Raw genomic sequence first — 19,372 nt, 5'->3', positions numbered from 1 at the left:
GCTGCTTCAGTGCTGGCCCTGGCCTTGCTTGAGTTGGTCGAGCGCGACGGCGATCAGCAAGATGCCGCCGCGCACCACGTATTGGTAGAAGGCATCGATATTGAGCAGATTCATCGCGTTCTGCACCGTGCCCATGATGAGCACGCCGATCAGCATGCCGAAGATGGAGGCGCGCCCGCCCATCAGCGAGACGCCGCCCAGCACGCAGGCCGAGATGACGTTGAGCTCGAAGCCCTGGGCCGCATTGGGCTGGCCGCTGGTGATGCGCGAGGCCAGGATGATGCCGGCCGCGGCCGCCAGCAGGCCTTGCACCAGAAAGATGGTGATGCGCAGCCGCGCCACCGGAATGCCGGCCAGGCGCGCGGCCTCGGGGTTGCCGCCTATGGCCAGGGTGTTGCGGCCATAGCTCGTGCGATTGAGCAGCAGGCCGAAGACCACAACGCAGGCGCCCATGATCCACACCGGCAGGGGCACGCCGAGCAGGAACTCGCTGCCCAGCACAAAGAAGTCGTCGCGGCCTATGCCCACGGCCTGGCCGCCCGATGTGATGAAGGCCAGGCCGCGCACGATCTCCATGCTGGCCAGCGTGGCGATCAAGGCATTGATGCGCAGCTTGGCGATCAGCAAGCCGTTGGCCAGACCGATCAACGCACCCACGCCCAGCGCCGCCGCCACGCCCAGGGCGATGCTGTTCGTGCTGTTGATGACCACGGCGCAGAGCACGCCGGCCAGGGCCACGGTGGAGCCGATGGAGAGGTCGAAATCACGCGAGGCCAGACAGAAAGTCATGGCGCAGGCCACCATGCCGATCTGCGAGACCGAGAGCGCCAGGCCAATCATGTTCGGCACGCTGAGGAAGTAGTCCACGCTCAGGCTCAGGGCGGTGAACAGGGCCAGAAAGACCAGGGTCAGGCTGTGCTCCTGCAGCAGGAGGTGGAGCCTAGAGGTTTGCGAGTTCGCCATGCTTGTCTGTTGATATTTATTGTTATGCCGCCTGGGCATCTGGAAAGGCCAGCTGCAGCACCGCCGTCTCGCTGGCTTCGGCACGGGCCAGCTCGCCGACGATGGCGCCCTCGCGCATCACCAGCACCCGGTCCGCCAGGCCCAGCACCTCGCTGAGTTCGCTGGAAACCATGATGATGCCGACGCCGCTCTCGGCCAACTCCTGCAGCAGCTCGTAGATCTCGCGCTTGGCGCCCACATCGATGCCGCGGGTGGGCTCGTCGATGATGAGCACCCGCAAGTCCCGCTCGGCCAGCCAGCGCGCCAGAATCACTTTTTGCTGATTGCCGCCCGAGAGGCGCTGCACCTCTTGCTGCGGCCCGGTCGTGCGTATGGCCAGCCGCTGGATGAAGCCCTGGGCCAGGGCGCGCTCCTGCGAAGGCGCGGTGATGAAGCCGCCCAGCCAGCCACCTTGGCGGCGGCAGCTGATATTGATGTTCTCTTCCACCGAGCGGCCGGTGATGATGCCGTCCTCCTTGCGGTCCTCGGGGCATAACATCAAACCCGCCCGGATGCAGGCGCCGATCTCGGGCCGCAAGGCCTGGCCGTCCAGGCGCAGGCTGCCGGCCGTGGCGGCATCGGCACCGAAGATGGCCCGCATCAGCTCGCTGCGGCCAGCGCCCACCAGGCCGAAAAAGCCCAGGATCTCGCCGCGCCGCAGGGCAAATGTGGCGGGCTGCGGCAGCCGCGCGCTGCACAAGCCCTGTACCTCCAGGCGAACAGCGCCGATCGCGCGCGGCCGCCAGCCGTAGACGTCATCGATCTCGCGCCCCACCATGGCGTGCACCAGGTCGGCCCGACTCACTTGCGCCAGGCGCTCAAACTCGGCCACCACCCGGCCATCGCGCAGGACGCTGGCGCTGTCGCAGAGGCTGAAGATCTCGTCCATGCGGTGCGAGACATAGATCAGCACCTTGCCCGCCTCACGCAGCTCACACACCAGGCGGAATAGCTGGTCGGCCTCGCGGTGCGAGAGCGAGCTGGTGGGCTCGTCCAGCGCGATCACCTGCGCCTCGCGCAGCAAGGCCTTGCAGATCTCCACCATCTGGCGCTGGCCGGTGGACAAGTCGCGCAGCTTGGCATTCAGGTCCAGCGTGATGCCCATGGCCTGCAGGCGTTGACTCAGCTCGGCCGCCGCCCGAGCGGGCTGCACAAAACCCCAGCGGCTGGGCATGCGGCCCAGCAAGAGGTTTTCCAGCACCGACATCTCGGGCACGTATTGCAGCTCCTGGTGGATCACGGCGATGCCGCGTTCCAGCGCGTCGGCCGCGCTACCCAGGCGCAAGACCTGGCCCCCTAGCCGCAGCTCGCCGCCATCGGGCGCCAGATCGCCGCTGAGGATTTTCAGCAAGGTGCTCTTGCCCGCACCGTTCTCGCCCATCAAGGCGTGGACGCGGCCGGGGCGCAGCTGCAAGTCCACCCCCGCCAGCGCGCGCACGCCGGGGAAGGACTTGCTGATGCCGCGGAACTCCAGCAAAGCGCTCATGAGAAACAAAACTCCGAAAGACGACCACAGAGACACGGAGACACAGAGAAAAACACAGAGGAATGCAAGGAACTCAATTGAATGACCTCTGTGTCTCTGTGTCTCTGTGGTTGAAATTGAATTCCATGCTTCTCCGCGAACGCCGGGCGCCGCCAGGGGCTTTGGATGCCCATAGTCAAAGGCCCAGGCGGGCGCGCACCTGCTGCAGATTGCTGCGCTCCGCCACCTCGCCGCTGGTCAGCGTCAGCGGCGCGGGGGCCTGGCCGTCCTTGATCCAGCGGTACATGGCCAGGGCCGTGTCATAGCCATGGCGGCGCGGGCTCAGCATCACGGTGGCGACGAAGCCGGTGGGCTCGGCCTTGGCGAACTCATTCGCCGCCGCCGTGCTGCCGCCGATGCCAACGCCGACAAAATTGGCGGCACGCAAGCCCTTGCCCTCGGCGGCCCGCACCGCCCCCAGCACCAACTCGTCGTTAGGGCCAAAGGCGATCCAGTGCTTGAACTGGGGCTTTTGCGTCAACACGATGGCGCTGGCGTTGAAGGCGTTCTCCACATCGGCCTTGGGCGCGGGCGCGCTGAAGATCTGCGCGGCCGGCAGGCCGGCCTGGCTCAGCACGGCGCTGGCGCCATCGGTGCGTTCCTTGGCGGTGGCGAGTTGGTCGTAGCTGACGCGCAGGGCGGCCACATCCTTCAGCGCCCAGCCGCGCTTCTTGATCTCGGCCAGCAAGGCCTGGCCGACCTGCTCGCCGATGGCGCGGGCCGACACGCCCACATAAGGCACTTGTTCCATCACCTGGCCGGCGCCGTTGACGAGGCGGTCGTCCACCGTCAGCAGCTTGAGCCCCGCCTGGCGGGCCCGCGCCACCAGGGCCGGGCCCAGCTTCACATCGGGCACGCAGACCACCAGGCCCTGGGCGCGCTGAGCGGCCAGATTGTCGATGGCGGCCAGCAGGCGGTCGCCATCGGGCGCGGCGATCTTGATCAGCTTGAAGCCATGCTCTTTGGCAGCGGCCTCGGCAAAGCGCCACTCGTCCTGGAACCAGGCCTCCTCCGCCTGCTTGATCACAAAGCCGATCTTGATCTCGGGGGCCGCCCAGGCCGGCGTGGCCGCCAGGCCCAGCCAAGCGCCCAGGCCGGCCGCCAGGGAAGCCGAAACCGCTGTCTTGATGAAAAAGCGCCGCATCGCATGTCTCCTCTTGGGTGTTTTTAGCTCGCGCATTCGGTTCAAAAGCACAGCCAGGGCTTGCTCTCGGGAAATGAAATGACTTCAGCGAGGGCAAGTCTAACAACACAAGGCAACGAAAGACAAGCGAACTTTCGTTTTCCATTCTTTTGATTTTTTCTCTCAGTGTTTTCACTAAATACTTTTTTCTTTGTTTCGTATGCACAATGAATTTTCGTAAAACAAGCATGAATCTCCTTGATTTCGCTCGTAAATCGGCTAAATCGAAAGATATTTTCTGTAATCGCCGAGAAACGAAAGAAATTCCGGCGACACAAACCCAGACAAGCAGGGCCGGCGCGCGCCATGCGTCCGGCCCGGACTGGAGAGGACTTCAAGACATGAGCAAGAAACGCAAGCAAGGCCGGCCGCTGGGTTTGGGGAGCCTGCTGCTCCTGGCGGGCAGCCTGGCCCTGAGCGGCGGCACGGCCCAGGCGGCGGCCGTGGGCAATCTGCGCGAACTCAAGGCCGTGGGCGAGGCGGCCAGCCCGGGCAAGCCGGCGGCCTCGCCCCAGTGGGAGCTGCGCAGCGATGCGCAGACCCTGATACGCATCCGCTTGCTGAACAAGTCCATGTTCCGCATCTGGGCCGGCGCCAAGGGCAAGCTCAGCGAGCCCGGCAACAAGGCCGCCGCCATCGTGGAGCAGGAGCCCAGCGGCTGGGTGGATCACCAGATGAGCGATGCGGGCGACCACCACCTGCTGCGCACCGAGGAATTCGCCCTGCGCATCTACAAAAAGCCGCTGCGCTTCGAGCTTTACAGGGCCGACAACCGCCAGCCCCTGTGGCAAGAGACCCAGGGCCTGGACCTGACGGCCAAGCTCAGCGTGCAGACCCTGGCCAGCGACAAGGCCGAGCGCTTCTTCGGCGGCGGCCAGCAGAACGGTGCCTTCGAGTTCAAGGGCAAGCAGCTGGAGGTGTCCTACTCCGGCGGCTGGGAGGAAGGCGACCGGCCCAGCCCCGCGCCCTTTTTGATGAGCTCGCGCGGCTGGGGCGTCTTGCGCAATAGCTGGGCCGACGGCAGCTACGACTTGCGCGACGAGCGCCAGATCACCCTGGCCCACCAGGAGGGCCGCTTCGACGCCTACTACTTTGTGGGCCCCACGATACGCGAGGTGCTGGCCGGCTACACCTTGCTGACCGGCCGCGCCCGCCTGCTGCCGCGCTGGGCCTATGAGTACGGCGACGCCGACTGCTACAACGATGGCGATAACGCCAAGAAGCCCGGCACCGTGCCGCCGGACTGGAGCGACGGCCCGACGGGCAAGACGCCCGATGTGATCGAGTCCGTGGCCAAGAAGTACCGCGAGCACGATATGCCCGGCGGCTGGATCCTGCCCAATGACGGCTATGGCTGCGGCTACACGAATCTGCCCGAGGTGGTGCAAGGCCTGGCCAAGTACGGCTTCAAGACCGGGCTGTGGACCGAGAACGGCGTCGACAAGATCAAGTGGGAGGTCGGCACGGCCGGCAGCCGCGCGCAAAAGCTGGACGTGGCCTGGACGGGCGCGGGCTACCAGCACTCGCTGGACGCCAACCAGGCCGCCTACCAGGGCATTCTGGACAACTCCGACGCCCGCCCCTTTTTGTGGACCGTGATGGGCTGGGCCGGCACCCAGCGCTATGCCGTGACCTGGACGGGCGACCAGAGCAGCAGCTGGGACTACATCCGCTGGCACATCCCCACCCTGATAGGTTCGGGCCTGTCGGGCCAGGCCTATGCCACCGGCGATGTGGACGCCATCTTCGGCGGCAGCCCCGAGACCTTCACCCGCGATCTGCAGTGGAAGACGTTCACCCCCGTGCTGATGGGCATGTCCGGCTGGGCGGCGCAGGCGCGCAAACACCCCTGGGCTTATGAGGAGCCCTATCGCAGCATCAACCGCAAATACCTGAAGCTGAAGCTGCGCCTGACACCGTATATGTACGGACTGGCACGCGAGGCCGAGCAAAGCGGCGCGCCCCTGGTGCGCGGCCTGATGTGGGACCACGCCGGCGACGCCAGCGCCCTGAGCGAGGCGCACAAATACCAGTTCCTGCTGGGCCGCGATCTGCTGGTGGCCCCGGTCTACCGCAGCCAGGCGGCCAGCCAGGGCTGGCGCAAGGACATCCATCTGCCCGAGGGCCTGTGGTTCGACTACTGGGACGGCCGCCAGCTGCGCGCCGGCAAGGACGGCCAGCGCCTGGATCTGCAGGTGACGCTGGACAAGCTGCCGGTGTTTGTGCGCGCCGGCGCCATCCTGCCCCTGTACCCCGAGGTGCTGTACGACGGCGAGAAGCCCAAGGACACGCTGACCCTGGACCTCTACCCCAGCGGCATATCGCAGTACACGCTTTACGAGGACGACGGCAGCAGCCGCCGCTACAAGGAGGGGGAATTCAGCCAGCAGGAGATCCGCATGCAGGCGCCCGCCCAGGGCGCGGGCGATGTGCGGGTGGAGATTGCTGCCGTGAATGGAAGTTATGCCGGCCAGGAGACCAGGCGCAGCTATGCCCTGCAAGTGCATGCCCGTACGCGGCCGCAGGCGGTGGAGTTGGGGGGCCAGGTCCTGTCAGAACTGAAAGATTCAGCGGCTTTCGCCGCGGCCGAGAGCGGCTGGTTCTTTGATGCGGCGGACCGCTACGGCACGGTGCAGGTGAAGATCGCCAAGCAGGACATCCGCCAAGCCCTGTCTTTTGTGATCCGCATCGCGGCCGACGCGGTGCTGGCCGAGGGCGCGGGCTTCCCGGCCGCGCCGCTGCTGGGCCGCGAGGTGGCGGCGGACAGCCTGCTGGTTGTTGCCCGCCCGGCAGAAGAGCCCGGCCATCCGCTGGAGAACGCCTTCGACGGCAAGCCCGACACCTGGTTCCGCAGCAGCCGCAACCAGGCCCAGAAGACCGGGCCGCATGAATGGGTGCTGGGCCTGGGCGAGCGCCGCATGATCGATGGCATCGAGCTGGCGCCGCGCAATGACCAGCACTGGAAGCACGGCCAGATCCGCGATTACGAGATCTTTCTTGCCGACAATATGGGCGACTGGGGCGCGCCCGTGCATCGCGGCCAACTCAAGCTGCAGCAGGGCTTGCAGCAGATCGCCTTCAAGGCCGCGGCCGGCCGCCTGCTGCGCTTCCGCGTGCTGAGTGTGCACAAGCCCGACGAAGAAGCTGACGCAGCGGCGCAAGACCCCATGGTCACGGCCAATCAAAAGGGCGAGAAGGGCGATGAGGCCCCGGTGGCCAAGGCCTTCAACGCCTTCACACCGGCCGAGGTGCCGCCCATCGTGCTGAGCGAGTTCCGCGTGCTGGAGCAGCGCCAGCCGGCCCAGGCCGAAGAGCAGCAGCACTACCTCTCCGACCTGCCCGCCCTGCCCGCCGGCTTTGCCAAGGACAGGCCGGCCAGCGCCGGCCCCGGATCCCAAGCCGAAATGCGCATGAACGGCCTGCAGTTCCGCAAAGGCCTGGGCAGCAAGCCCGGCGCCAAGCTAATGCTGCAGCTGAGCGGTGGCTGGAGCCGCTTCCGCGCCGATGTGGGCATCGACGACAGCTGCCGCGGCGACAAGCGCGGCATGGAGTTCCAGGTCTGGGGCGATGGCCGCCTGCTCTACAGCAGCGGCCTGGTGCAAGCCCCGGCCGTCGTCAAACCCGAGCTCGATGTGCGCGGCCTGCAATTGCTGGAGCTGCGCAGCCTGGGTGCCGGCCCCGGCCGGGCCAGCGCTGCCTGCGGCAACTGGGCCAATGCCTCGCTGCTGGGCGCTATGGGTGCTCGCCTGAGTCCCAGCCGCCAACGCTAAGTCCCCCAAAAAACTTCCCCCAACAGGAGATCAACGCGATGAAAAGAAAACTGAACAAGCTGGCCACCCTGCTGACGCTGGCGGGCCTGAGCAGCGGCATCCATGCGGCCGAGGCCGAGAAGCTGGACCGGGTGGAAGTCACCGGCTCCAGCATCAAGCGCATCAATGCGGAGACGGCCTCGCCGGTGCAGATCATTGACGCCAAGCAGATCGAGAACATGGGCGCGCGCACCCTGCTGCAGGTGCTGGACAACCTGCCCGCGGCCCGCCCGGCCCAGCAGCAGGACTTCCGCTCCATGTTCACCGGCTCCGACGGCGCCTCCTCGGCCAATCTGCGCGGCCTGGGTGCACAGGGCACGCTGGTGCTGCTGAACGGCCGCCGCCTGTCCTACTATGGCGCGCCCATGGGCTTCCAGACCATGTTCGTCAACATCGACGCCATTCCGACCGCCGCCATCGAGCGCATGGAGGTGCTGACCGACGGCGCCTCGGCCGTCTATGGCTCGGACGCGGTGGCCGGCGTCATCAACGTCATCACCAAAAAGGGCTACGAGGGCCTGGAGCTGCGCGCCAGCACAGACCGCTCGTCCCAGCTGAAGTCCTACGGCGAACACCAGGCCAGCCTGCTGTTCGGCAAGGGTGATCTGGCGCGCGATGGCTGGAGCGTCTACGGCTCGCTCAACCACTACAAGCGCGACCGCATCTCCCTGGCCGACACCTATGACAAGCGGCCCGAGCAGTTTTACGCCAACAACCCGAACTACATCACCAATATGCGCATCGGCGTCGGCAGCGAGCCGGCCGTGCTGAACCCGGGCACGCTGTTCGTCATCGACGCGGCCAACAAGAATGCGATCACGCGCCGCGCCGTGGCCGGCTGCACCAGCGCCATCCCCACCTCGGGCGGCACGAGCTGCGTCTGGAACACCCTGCCTTATGCGCTGGACACCGGCCCCAGCTCCACGCGCAGCACCGGTTATCTGAATGGCCGCCTGAAACTGGGCGGCGACTGGGAGGGCTTTGCCGAGCTCACCTACACCCATATCGATATGCGCGGCAAGAACGGCCCGCGCAGTTTCAGCTCCACCACCGGCAACCCGTCGAGCTGGTACTCGCGCAACACCGGCGCGACGCTGAACACCTTCAAGATTCCCTTCCTCGGGCCCAACAACGTCTATGTGAAGGCGAATCTGGACGCCGACATGGCCGCCCAAATGGGCGGTGCGGCCGGCCTGAGCTATCTGCTGCAGGACGCCGGCGACCACTTCGGCCAGCGCAATACCGATGACAACTACCGCGCCCTGGCCGGCGTGCGTGGCAGCCTCTTCGGCGACTGGGACTTCGAGAGCGCACTCAGCGTGGCCGGCAGCCACTCCACGCTGTACCAGACCATCAATGTCAATCTGAAGGGCTTCGAGAAGGCCTTCGGCCCCTTCACCAAGGACCCGGTCACGGGCCGCAGCTATATCGCCGACAAGCCGGCCTACCAGTTCGGCGTCATCAACGAGGCCAATGCGGCCCTGATCCGCGAGGCCTACCCGACTTTCGACATCCAGTCCTGGACCCAGCTCGTCAGCTGGGACGCCAAGGTCGAGGGCGCACTGGGCCGGCTGCCCGGCGGCGAGGTGCGCGCCGCCTTCGGTGTGAACCTGCAGCACGAGAGCTTTTACACGCCGGGCAATGCCGACGCTGCCAACGGACTCATCACCCAGCAGGGCGGCTCCTGGTTTGACGGCAAACGCACCGTGGCCGCCCTGTTCGGCGAAACCATCGTGCCCATCACCAGGACGCTGGAACTGAACGCCGCCGCACGCCTGGACAAATACCCCGACTTCAAGGCCAATCTGGCGCCCAAGCTCGGCCTGAAGTGGCGCGCCCTCCCCGAGCTGCTGCTGCGCGGCACCTACTCCGAGGGCTTCCGTGCGCCCAGCTTGGCGGAGGCCGGCCAGGGCGGCATCTACGCCCAGTTCGGCGGCATCCAGGACAAGCTGCGCTGCGACGAAACCAATGCCATCGCAGACCTGCTCAAGCGATCCAAGACGGCTACCGATGTGGACCTCGGCAAGACCCTGAGCAACTCCGACTGCAACCGCACCATCGGCGGCCTGACGCCCCCCAACCCCAAGCTCACACCCGAGACGGCCAAGATCTCCACCCTGGGCCTGGTGTTCGAACCCTGGAAGGACGTGAGCCTGTCGCTGGACTACTGGTTCATCTACCGCCGCGACGAGATCATCCGCCAGGACCCCAGCGAGCTGCTGCGCAAGCTGGCGGAAATCTACGGCCCGACGCTGAGCGGTGCCGCCCAGGTCACGCGCTTCCCCGTCTCCGACAGCGACCGCGGCAACCTCGCCGCACTGGCCGCGATGTGCGCCAACCCGGCCAATGCCGGCATCTGCCCGGCCGTGCTACCGGGCTATTCGGTGGGCAATATCGCCGGCCTGCGGACCAGCTACCTCAACCGCGGCCGCACCCTGGTCGATGGCTTCGACATCGACGCGCGCAGCAAGCATTCGCTGGGCGAGTGGGGCAAGCTGGGCCTGGGCGCCACCCTGTCCATCCGCAAGCGGGAGATCTACAACTACGAGGACGGCGAGGGCTTCACCCACAACTATGTGGGCTATCACGGCTCGCCCAAGCTGCGCGCAACGCTGAATGCCGACTGGAGCTACGGCAATCTTGTCAGCAATCTGTTCGTCAACTACACCGGCAAGACCAAATGGGCGAATGACAAGGCCGACGAGGAAAACAACAACCCCGAGACCTGCACGGCGGCCGATGTGGCCTTGCCGGCCAATCTGTGCGGCGGCGTGCCGGCCTACTACACGGTCAACCTCGGCTTCAACTGGAAGCCGATGAAGCACCTCGACCTGGGCCTGAACATCAAAAACCTGCTCAACCGCAAGCCCTACTACGACCCGAACGGCTGGGAGGGCTATGACCACAGCCAGAACCTGTTCGGCCGCAGCTACAGCTTGTCGGCAAGCTACAAGTTCTGGTAAGCCACAAGCCTCTTGTATCCAGCGCATGAGGGGCGCTTTCAAGCCCCCTCCTGCAAAACCTTTCGTTCGTCTGAATCTGGCCGTGCTCGCAGTTTCAAACTGCAGTCCAGACCCTGGTCAAGTTCAAGCACAAGCTCCGGTGTCACAAGCACCAACAGCGTCATGCGACTCCTCGATTTGCGCCAATGCCCAACAACTGCTCTGAATCTGTACCGGGGCCCGGTTTCCCCAAGCCCTCATCGCCTCATGCCCGCCGGGGTTGCCCGAGGCTTGTCAAGGAAAAGGAAGGAGATAGTCATGCATGATTTTCAATTTCGACTCCAGCTCAAACGCCTTGCCTGGGGCTTGACCCTAAGCGGTTCGTTATGCCTTTTGAGCATCAGCGGTGCACAAGCTGCACCTGCAGCAGCAGCAGCAGTGACCAAGGCCACTGCGCCCGTCGTCGCCCTCTCGGGCAATGCCTTCATCACCCGCGCCGGGGCCGACGCACCGGAGTGGATTGACGATGCCCGGGGCTTGATGGACTGGAGCGACCCGCAGACCGTCATCAGCAGCTATGTGCGCGTGGCTCAAGCCGGCAAGTTCAATATCACGCTGCGCGGCAGCCCGCCTCCGGGCAGCATCAGCGATGTGAAGGTCACGGCATTGGGCAAGAGCTTCACGATCCGGATGAACTCGGGCGCCAAACAGTTCAGCAGCCTGGCCACGGTGGACGTCGCCGCCCCGGGCTATGTACGCATCGATGTGCAAGGCATCAACCGGACCGGCCCGCAGTTCGGCACCCTGAGCGACATCGTCTTGAACGGCACGGCCACGCCGGGCCTGGTCTTCGCCAATGACCCCAGCAATTTCTACTGGTCGCGGCGCGGGCCTTCGGTGCATCTGGGCTTCAATGTGCCGGCCAATACCGAGTACTTCTACAGCGAGCTGACCGTGCCGCAGGGCGAGGATGCGCTGGGCTCCTACTTCATGAGCAATGGCAACTCCGAAAGCTATATGGGCATCCAGGTCGTTGCGCCGGATGAGCGCTGGGTGCTGTTCTCGGTCTGGGATCCTGCCACCGGTGCCACCCGTCTGCTCAGCAAGGGCCCCAATGTCATCGTCAACAATTTTGGCGGGGAAGGCACGGGCGGGCAGTCCCATCTGGTCTACCCCTGGGTGGCGGGCAATACCTATAAATTCATCACCCGCGTGCGGCCCGATGGCCTGGGCGCCACCAACTACTCCGCCTGGTTCTTCGCGCCGGAAGACGGCCGCTGGCACTTCATCGCCACCTGGCACCGGGAGAACACCACGACCTGGATGAAGGGCGTCTACTCCTTTGTGGAGAACTTCAATGTGGACAAGGGCTATCTGGGCCGCCGCGCGCTGTTTGGCCAGCAATGGGCGGTCAGCAGCAGCGGCGTCTGGACCGAGCTCAACAAGGCCTGGTACGACACCGACCCCACCGGCGACAACAAGCAACGCCTGGACTTTGCCGGCGGCCTGGATGCTGGCAGCGGGCAGTTCTTCTTGCGCATGGGTGGCTTCTTCAACGAAACCGTGCCCGCGCGCCAGAACTTCATACGCCCACTGACCGGCCGCAGGCCCGCGCTGGATCTGAACACCCTGCCCTGAGCCGGCCCCACACAACTCCTGCTTTTCTGAGGTCAATATGAAAGCTATTCCGAACACACGCACCGGCGCACTGCTTGGCGGCCTGGCCTTACTCCTGGCCATGGCCAGCGCCAGCGCCCGGGCCGACAGCCTGGTGGTCGACGTCACGGGCATCGCCAGCCGGGACCTGCTGGGCTCCAGCGCCAACACCGTGCTGAGCTTCAATATCGGCGCCGGCAGCCATGTGACGGGCCTGAGCTGGGATGTGACGCTGCAGGCGCTGGCCCCGAGCTGGCTGTCCGAGATGCAGCTGAGCTTCTCGGGCTCGGACGCGTCCGGCCCCGGCGTGCTCTTCACACCCGGCCTGGGCAGCGATCAATCGGGAAGCGCGCAGTTCAGCGGGCAGTCCAGTTGGACGGCGCAGGGCCTGGACTTCAGGGTCGGCACCGACGGCGTGCTGCGCCTGGAGTTCAGCGAGGCCGCCGCGGACGGCCTGACCCCCGACGGCATCTGGAAGTCCGGCCATCTCCACCTGGACTATGCCGCCGCCGTGCCCGAGCCCGCCAGCTACGGTTTGATGGGCCTGGGCCTGTTGCTGCTCCTGGGCTTGCAGCAACGCCAGGCACGCAAGGACTGAGCGCGCACGCTCGTGGGCGAATGCTCTTTCGCGGGCGCAGTCCAGGGCTGAGAATCCAGGGCCGGACGCAAGGCCAGCTCCTGCTTGCGTCCGCCCTCGGCGGCTCAGCCCCCGCGTTCGCCAGACGCCAACCCAAGTCCACCGGACTTGTACTTTTGAATCGAGATGATGAAACGTAGAAGCTTTCTTTCCTCCGGTGCCGCGCTGGGCACGCTTGCATCGCTGACGGCCGGGGGCCTGAGCCGCCCCGCCCTCGCGGCCGGCCGCGACCGCCTGCGCCTGGGCCTGATAGGCACGGGCATGCGGGGTCAGGTCTTGCTACGCGAGCTGCTGCGCCGCGAGGACGTCGAGGTGGTGGCCCTGTGCGATATCGAGCCCATCATGCTGGGCCGGGCCCTGGCCATGACCGAAAAAGCCGACAAGCCCAGGCCGCAAAGCTATGGCCAGTCCGGCGACAAGCTGGCCTACCGCAAGCTGCTGGAGCAAAAAGGCCTGGACGGCGTCATCATCGCCACCCCCTGGGAGCTGCATGCGCCCATGGCGATCGACGCGATGAATGCCAAGGTGGCGGTGGGCTGCGAGGTGGTGGCCGGCATCACCCTGCAAGACCACTGGGATGTGCTGCGCACTCAGCAGCGCAGCGGCACGCCTTATATGCTGCTGGAGAACGTCTGCTACCGCCGCGATGTGATGGCCGTGCTGCAGATGGTGCGGGCCGGCCTGTTCGGTGAGCTGGTCCATCTGCAAGGCGGCTACCAGCATGATCTGCGCGCGGTGAAGTTCAACTCGGGCGATCCGAGCAAGCCTTACGGCGGCGGCGTGGAGATCGGCGACAAGGCCTGGTCGGAAGCCCGCTGGCGCACCGAGCATTCGGTGCAGCGCAATGGCGAGCTCTACCCCAGCCATGGCATCGGCCCCTGCGCGATGTTCACCAATATCCACCGCGGCAATCGCTTCACCCACATCAATGCCTTCGCCAGCAAGGCACGCGGCCTGCAGGACTATGTGGGCAGGAAGATGAGCGCCAAGGACCACCCCAATGCCAAGCTGAAGTACAAGCTGGGCGATGTGGTCACCACCACCCTGGCCTGCGAGAACGGCGAGACCATTCTGCTGCAGCACGACACCTCGCTGCCCCGGCCTTACTCCCTGGGCTTCCGGGTGCAGGGCACGGACGGGCTGTGGATGGACCTGAACCACTCGGTGCATATCGAGGGCCTCAGCAAGCCCCACGAATGGGAGGACTTCAAGCGCTATCAGGACAAATTCGACCACCCCTTGTGGAAGAAATACGCCTCGGCAGCGGAGGGCGCCGGCCATGGCGGCATGGACTATTTCGTCATCCACGCCTTTGTCGAGGCCTTGAAGGCCGAGGCCCCCATGCCCATCGACGTCTACGACGCCGTGGCCTGGAGCGCCATCACGCCGCTGTCGGAGCAGTCCATCGCCGAGGGCTTCAAGACCCTGCCCTTCCCCGACTTCACCGAAGGCCTGTGGAAGAGCCGCAAGCCCATCTTCGCCTTCGGGGACAAGTACTGAGTCAGCCCGGGGCGCATCAGGTCTTGCGGCCCGGCTCGCGGGACAGGATGCTGCTGACCAGCTTGCCCAGCTCCTGCGAGGTGTTTTGCTTTTCCAGCAGCTCGCGCACGCCCGAGTCCTTGGCATGCTGGCGCAGTTCGTCGGTGATGAAGCCCGAGCTGATCACCACCGGCATATCGGGCCGGATGCGCGCCATTTCCTGGGCCAGATCCAGCCCGGAACAATCGGGCATATTGAAGTCGGTGACAACGAAATCGAAGTCGTTGGGATGCTCACGCACGGTGGCAATCGCTCGCAAGGCGTCCTGAAAGACACTGACGCGGAAACCCGCGCGCTCCAGCATGCGCTCGACCATCAGAATCATGGTCTCGTCGTCATCGACATAGATCACATGCTCGCCATGGCCACGCGAGCTCTCCGGCGCCTCGGCCGCGATGGGCAGGCTGAGCTTTTGTTCAACCCCAGGCAGATAGAGATGGAAGGTGCTGCCCTGGCCCGGTGCGCTGTCCACCGTGATCGCCCCCTTGTGCGCAATGGCGATGCCATGCGCGACGGCCAGGCCCAAGCCCGTCCCCTTGCCCACCGGTTTGGTGGTGAAGAAGGGCTCGAAGATTCGCTCCCGCACAGCGGCCTCCATGCCTTGGCCGTTGTCCTCGACCCAGAGATGGGCGTAAGGCCCCGACGCCGCGAGATTCAAGCGTTTGGCATCGGCATCGCTGAGCAAGGCGCGCGCCAGGCCAATCTTGATCAAGCCACTGCCCTCGCGCAGCGCGTGCCAGGCATTGGTGCACAAATTCATCAGCACCTGCTGCAGCTGGGTGGCATCGGCGTGCACAAACAGGGCGCGGTCCTGGAGTGCCAGATGGATCTCCACCCCGGCCGGGACGGTGGCGCGCAGCATCCGGTATGTTTCTTCCACCACAAGGTGCAGGGCCTGGGTCGCCAGATGCTGGGGCTCGTGCCGGCTGAAGGTCAGGATCTGGCGCACCAGATCACGGGCCCGCACCCCGGACTTGTGGATCTCCTCCAGATACTGCAAGGACTGCTTGCGGCGCCCGTTCCAGGCCGGCTCCGGTGCGGCGGTGCTTGGCAGGGGCGACGTTGGCGGCTCCATCGCCAGCTCCAGCCTTGCCAGCTCGATATTGCCCAGCATGGAGCCCAGGATGTTGTTGAAGTCGTGCGCGATGCCACCGGCAAGCGTGCCTATGGATTCCATTTTCTGCACCTGGCGCAGCTGCTGTTCGTAGCGCTGCAACTCGGCCTCGGTCTCCTTGCGCGCCGAGATATCGGTCATGACGGCCCGCACCATGGATTTGCCCTGAGCCGCCGTCACATGCACGCAGTCCAACTGCGCGTAAAACATGCTGCCGCCGTCCACCAGCAGCTGCAGCTCAAGCCGCAGGCGCTCGCCCCGCCCCAGCACTTGCGCGAACTGCGTCGCCCATTGGGCCCGGCTGGCGGGCGCCACAAATTCGGCAAACTGCGCGCCTCTCAGGCGTTCGCGCCGATTACCCAGCAAGGTGGCGCAGGTCAGGTTCAGCTGGGCAATGCAGCCGTCTTGATCCAGCGTTAGGTAACCAACCGGCGCGAAGTTATAGAGGTCCATATAGCGGTCGCGCGACAGCTTGAGATCATTCAAGGCCTGGCGATGCTTGGCGCGTATCGCGGCCTGTTCGAGCTCGCGCTCCATGGCGGGCGCCAGGCGGGTCAGGTTCTGCTTCATCACATAGTCGCTCGCGCCTGCCTTCATCGCGGCGACCGCGGTTTCCTCACCGATGAGGCCGGAAACAAAGATGAAGGGGATGTCCAGGTCCGCGGTGCGGAAAATATTCAGCGCTTCGATCCCGCTGAAATGCGGCATGCTGAAATCGGCCAGCAAGGCGTCCCAGCGCTCCAGTTCCAGGGCGGCACGCAAGCCCGATGCATCTTGCACACGCCGAAAACGCGGGGCAAACCCGCCCCGGCGCAAGGCCAGGATGGACAGGCGCGCATCGTCCTCGCTGTCCTCCACCAGCAATATTTTGAGGTCGCGGCTCACAGCAGTCCTCCTCGTTCGGGCTGCTGGTTGATCGCCATCCAGTAAATGCCCAAGACCTTGACCGCCTCGACAAACTCGGTGAAGTCCACCGGCTTGCGCACATAACTATTGGCCCCCAGGGAATAGCCGGACAGCAGATCCTGCTCCTCCTTGGACGAGGTCAGAATCACCACCGGCAGCAGCTGGGTGCGCGGGTCCGCGCGGATCGCCTTCAAGACACCGAGCCCGTCCAGCTTGGGCAGCTTAAGGTCCAGGATGACCAGGGTGGGTAGAGGCGCCTCGGCCCTGCCGGCATGCTCGCCCCGGGCAAGCAGAAAATCCAAGGCCTCCACCCCATCGCGGGCCACTACCACCGGATTGAACAAATGGCTGCGCTTGAAAGCGCGCAGGGTCAGGGCCACGTCATCGGGGTTGTCTTCAACCAGCAAGATGTTCTTGTCCATTGTGTGCGTCCACGGCAGTCGTTAGGGTGAAAAAGAACGTGGCGCCAAGCCCGGGACGGGCCTGGGCCCAGATCCGGCCGCCATGGCGGGCAAAAATGCGCTGGACGATGGCCAGCCCGATGCCGGTGCCGGCAAAGTCGTTCTCGTGATGCAGGCGCTGGAAGGCACCAAAGAGCCGGTCCGCATAATTCATGTCGAAGCCCACGCCGTTGTCGGCCACATAGCAGACCATGCCCTCGGCCTGCTGCCGCACGCCCACCCGGATGAGGGCTTGCGCGGCCTTGCCGGTGAACTTCCAGGCGTTCTGCAGCAGGTTCTGCATGGCGATCTGAATCAAGGCCCTGTCGGCATGCAGGCAGATGCCGTCTTCGATTTCCCAGCGCACCTGACGCTGCGGCTCCTGCTGACTCAGCGAGTCGGCGATCTCCTGCGCGATCTCGCTCAGGCTGACCTTGCGCAGCGACAACTCGGCACGCGTCACCCGCGACAGGCCCAGCAGTTCGTCGATCAAACGGCCCATGCGCTGGCTGGCCGCGCGTATGCGCTGCAGATAGTCGCGACCCTCGGCGTCAAATTTTTCGCCGTAATCCTCCAGTAGGGCCAGCGAGAAGCCGTCCATGCTGCGCAAAGGCCCGCGCAAATCATGCGAGACCGAATAGCTGAAGGCCTCCATCTCCCGGTTCAAGGCGGCCAGCTCGTGGTTGCTGCGTTCGACCCGCCCAAACGACTCCCGCAAGGCCCGGGTCATCGCATCGAAATAGGCCGCCATGCGACCGACTTCGTTGTGAGCGGAGATCTTCAACTGGTAGTCCCAATTGCCTTCGGCCACCTCGCGTGTGGCCTGCTCCAATTGGCTCAAGGGCAGCAGCAGGCCGCGGCTGATCAGCCAGGCCGCCGCCAGGGCCAGGCCGGCCAGCAGGCTGAGGCCGATGGCGATGACCAGCACAACGCGTTCCTGCGCCTGGTTGATACGTTCGGTGGCAAAGTCGCCCAGGCGCATGGCGTCCATCACGCTCTCCTGCTGCCCGATCAGCAGGCGGCTGGCCAACTGAGCCTCGAAGCGGCGGGTCAAGTCACTGCCCACCAAACCATCCTGCAAATCCTGCCGCGCGGGGCCTAACTCGGCAAACAGCTGGTGCGTGGTCTCGCTGCGCTTGCGCAAGGCGGCCAGGCATTCGGCAGCTTCGGTGGAGGGAAAAGACGCCACCTCCAATGAGCGCGCCAGCCTTTGCGCGACTTGGGCCTCTTGCTGGCGGGCGCGCTCCTGCCTATGCAAGATGTATTCGAAGGTCACCAGGCGAAGATCGCTCAGCGCATGCGAGATCTCGCCGACCTGGTGCCGCTGCGCCTGCGCCTCGTCAACCTCGATGTCCGCGCGCCAGATCATCAGGGCAATCGCCCCAACGGTCAGCAGCGCGACCGTGGTGGCGAGTTTGACCTTGGTGCTGATTTGCATAGCGGGCAAGGCGATCAATGGACCACGGTGACACGCTCGGGCTCAACGGCCAGCAAGGCATCGAGATACAGGTGGGCGAGGAAATTGGGCTGCGGCTGGGGCTCGGCATAGCCCTTGGCCTGCGCCCAGCGAGCCTCGTCCTCCAGCGTGATCAGCTGAGGCTGCAAGAGATCCACACGGAACACCTGCTCCCGCCAGCCCAGCTCCAGCGTGGCGGGCTCGACCCCTAGTTGCTGCGCCACCAAGAGCCGCGCTTGCGCAGGCTGCTCCCGCAAAAACTCCTCGGCCAGCAAGAGCGCCCGCATCAGCTTTTCCATCGCCCGCGGCCGCTGCTGCAGCAAAGCCTTACCGCCCGCCAAAACATAGGTCGAGGTGTAGGCATTGGGCTCCAGCAGGCTCAAACCATTGCTGTTCAAGGCTTGCTGAGCGAGTGCGCGGGACGGCTGCCAGGCAGCGATCGCATCGAGTTCGCCCGTGACCAGGTTTTGAACAAGCCTGTCGGGCGGCAGATCGACCAGATGCATGGCGCCTGGCTCCAGCTGATAGCGGGTCAGAAAGGCCGACAGGAAATACTCTCCGCTGGTCCCCAGGGTTAGCCCAATCCGCTTGCCGACCAGATCGGCTGGCCCCTGGATACGCCGGTCACGCCTGGCCACCACCGCCATATCGTTGCTGGAGCTGGAGATGGCGGCCAGCATCGCCAGGGGCTGACCCTTCATGACCTGAATCACAAAGGGCAGCTCGGCCGCCGCCGCCAGATCGACCCCGCCTCGAACCAGTTGCTCAAGCGCCAGCTTGCCATGCGTGACCTGCACCGTTTGGATCTCCAGTCCGGCAGCGGCGAAGAAGCCTCTGGCACGGGCCAGATGAAGCAACGTCGCATGAGGCGTGTTCGGAACCGCGATGCTGAGCCGCTCCAAGGGCAGCGCCGGCGAGGGCTTCCGCCAGGCCGAATAACCCAAGACCAGGCCCAAGGCGAGCGCCAGACCCAAACCGGCAAGCAGCAATCGCCGCGGCCACACCGTGCGAAGCCACGTCTTGCTCACCGCGTTTCTTGCCGGAGTTCCCACAGCATGCACTCCTACAGCAATGCCAGATGCGAACGAAAGACAGCGAAATCATGTGGCCGCAGCCCGAGGAGGGAGGTGCTCGGTACACATCACAGGATCATCGAGTGCGTG

Annotated in this window: 13 protein-coding genes; 5 read left to right on the top strand and 8 right to left on the bottom strand. The window is 65.3% G+C overall.

The window, feature by feature from the left end; all coding sequences use genetic code 11:
* Window positions 1-6 precede the first annotated feature (6 nt).
* From araH to HNP55_RS14920, 4 genes are all read right to left on the bottom strand, one after another.
* On the bottom strand, window positions 7-963 hold the full coding sequence (araH, locus tag HNP55_RS14935) for an L-arabinose ABC transporter permease AraH (RefSeq protein ID WP_184300894.1): 957 nt from the start codon (window positions 961-963) through the stop codon (window positions 7-9).
* Window positions 964-985: 22 nt separating this feature from the next.
* Window positions 986-2,488: an L-arabinose ABC transporter ATP-binding protein AraG gene (araG, locus tag HNP55_RS14930; protein ID WP_184300892.1), complete on the bottom strand. Its 1,503-nt coding sequence runs from the start codon at window positions 2,486-2,488 to the stop codon at window positions 986-988.
* 175 nt (window positions 2,489-2,663) lie between these two features.
* Entirely contained in the window at window positions 2,664-3,671 is a 1,008-nt protein-coding gene (locus tag HNP55_RS14925; protein ID WP_184300889.1) for a substrate-binding domain-containing protein, read from the bottom strand.
* 41 nt (window positions 3,672-3,712) lie between these two features.
* Window positions 3,713-4,048: a hypothetical protein gene (locus HNP55_RS14920; RefSeq protein WP_184300886.1), complete on the bottom strand. Its 336-nt coding sequence runs from the start codon at window positions 4,046-4,048 to the stop codon at window positions 3,713-3,715.
* Window positions 4,049-4,051: 3 nt separating this feature from the next.
* Between HNP55_RS14920 and HNP55_RS14915 the strand changes: the two genes are divergently transcribed.
* The 5 genes from HNP55_RS14915 to HNP55_RS14895 all read left to right on the top strand — a co-directional run bounded on the left by HNP55_RS14915 (window position 4,052) and on the right by HNP55_RS14895 (window position 14,254).
* Window positions 4,052-7,480: a TIM-barrel domain-containing protein gene (locus HNP55_RS14915; RefSeq protein ID WP_184300883.1), complete on the top strand. Its 3,429-nt coding sequence runs from the start codon at window positions 4,052-4,054 to the stop codon at window positions 7,478-7,480.
* 38 nt (window positions 7,481-7,518) lie between these two features.
* Window positions 7,519-10,482 carry a TonB-dependent receptor plug domain-containing protein gene (locus HNP55_RS14910; protein WP_184300880.1) on the top strand — a complete coding sequence of 988 codons (2,964 nt, stop codon included), beginning with the start codon at window positions 7,519-7,521 and terminating at the stop codon, window positions 10,480-10,482.
* 417 nt (window positions 10,483-10,899) lie between these two features.
* On the top strand, window positions 10,900-12,099 hold the full coding sequence (locus HNP55_RS14905; RefSeq protein WP_348648711.1) for a DUF3472 domain-containing protein: 1,200 nt from the start codon (window positions 10,900-10,902) through the stop codon (window positions 12,097-12,099).
* A 37-nt stretch (window positions 12,100-12,136) separates the two neighbouring features.
* Window positions 12,137-12,715, top strand: coding sequence for a PEP-CTERM sorting domain-containing protein (locus HNP55_RS14900; protein ID WP_184300874.1), 579 nt, complete (start codon window positions 12,137-12,139; stop codon window positions 12,713-12,715).
* Window positions 12,716-12,883: 168 nt separating this feature from the next.
* Window positions 12,884-14,254: a Gfo/Idh/MocA family protein gene (locus HNP55_RS14895; RefSeq protein ID WP_184300871.1), complete on the top strand. Its 1,371-nt coding sequence runs from the start codon at window positions 12,884-12,886 to the stop codon at window positions 14,252-14,254.
* Between the two features lie 16 nt (window positions 14,255-14,270).
* Here HNP55_RS14895 and HNP55_RS14890 read toward each other — a convergent pair whose 3' ends face one another.
* Genes HNP55_RS14890 through HNP55_RS14875 form a run of 4 tightly spaced genes read right to left on the bottom strand, consistent with a single transcriptional unit; the run spans window position 14,271 to window position 19,237 of the window.
* Window positions 14,271-16,292, bottom strand: a complete 2,022-nt coding sequence (locus HNP55_RS14890) for a response regulator (protein WP_184300868.1) — start codon at window positions 16,290-16,292, stop codon at window positions 14,271-14,273.
* Window positions 16,289-16,735, bottom strand: a complete 447-nt coding sequence (locus HNP55_RS14885) for a response regulator (RefSeq protein ID WP_184300865.1) — start codon at window positions 16,733-16,735, stop codon at window positions 16,289-16,291. The genes HNP55_RS14890 and HNP55_RS14885 overlap by 4 nt, the downstream gene beginning before the upstream one ends.
* Window positions 16,710-18,191 (bottom strand): sensor histidine kinase, encoded by a 1,482-nt coding sequence (locus HNP55_RS14880; protein WP_184300862.1) that lies wholly within the window; start codon window positions 18,189-18,191, stop codon window positions 16,710-16,712. The genes HNP55_RS14885 and HNP55_RS14880 overlap by 26 nt, the downstream gene beginning before the upstream one ends.
* 14 nt (window positions 18,192-18,205) lie before the next feature.
* Window positions 18,206-19,237 carry an ABC transporter substrate-binding protein gene (locus tag HNP55_RS14875; RefSeq protein ID WP_184300859.1) on the bottom strand — a complete coding sequence of 344 codons (1,032 nt, stop codon included), beginning with the start codon at window positions 19,235-19,237 and terminating at the stop codon, window positions 18,206-18,208.
* Window positions 19,238-19,372: the final 135 nt, after the last annotated feature.

Origin of the sequence: Roseateles oligotrophus, from assembly GCF_014204525.1 — a bacterium.
Classification (GTDB): domain Bacteria; phylum Pseudomonadota; class Gammaproteobacteria; order Burkholderiales; family Burkholderiaceae_C; genus Paucibacter_A; species Paucibacter_A oligotrophus_A.
The sequence above is the reverse complement of the archived record's forward strand: the minus strand, read 5'-3'. Positions and strand labels throughout refer to the sequence as shown.

What these genes read in the sequence shown, in the direction of transcription:
- HNP55_RS14925 (WP_184300889.1), bottom strand. Translation starts at nt 3,671, where the DNA reads ATGCGGCGCTTTTTCATCAAGACAGCGGTTTCGGCTTCCCTGGCGGCC.
- HNP55_RS14880 (WP_184300862.1), bottom strand. Translation starts at nt 18,191, where the DNA reads ATGCAAATCAGCACCAAGGTCAAACTCGCCACCACGGTCGCGCTGCTG.
- HNP55_RS14895 (WP_184300871.1), top strand. Translation starts at nt 12,884, where the DNA reads ATGAAACGTAGAAGCTTTCTTTCCTCCGGTGCCGCGCTGGGCACGCTT.
- araH (WP_184300894.1), bottom strand. Translation starts at nt 963, where the DNA reads ATGGCGAACTCGCAAACCTCTAGGCTCCACCTCCTGCTGCAGGAGCAC.
- araG (WP_184300892.1), bottom strand. Translation starts at nt 2,488, where the DNA reads ATGAGCGCTTTGCTGGAGTTCCGCGGCATCAGCAAGTCCTTCCCCGGC.
- HNP55_RS14885 (WP_184300865.1), bottom strand. Translation starts at nt 16,735, where the DNA reads ATGGACAAGAACATCTTGCTGGTTGAAGACAACCCCGATGACGTGGCC.
- HNP55_RS14915 (WP_184300883.1), top strand. Translation starts at nt 4,052, where the DNA reads ATGAGCAAGAAACGCAAGCAAGGCCGGCCGCTGGGTTTGGGGAGCCTG.
- HNP55_RS14910 (WP_184300880.1), top strand. Translation starts at nt 7,519, where the DNA reads ATGAAAAGAAAACTGAACAAGCTGGCCACCCTGCTGACGCTGGCGGGC.
- HNP55_RS14900 (WP_184300874.1), top strand. Translation starts at nt 12,137, where the DNA reads ATGAAAGCTATTCCGAACACACGCACCGGCGCACTGCTTGGCGGCCTG.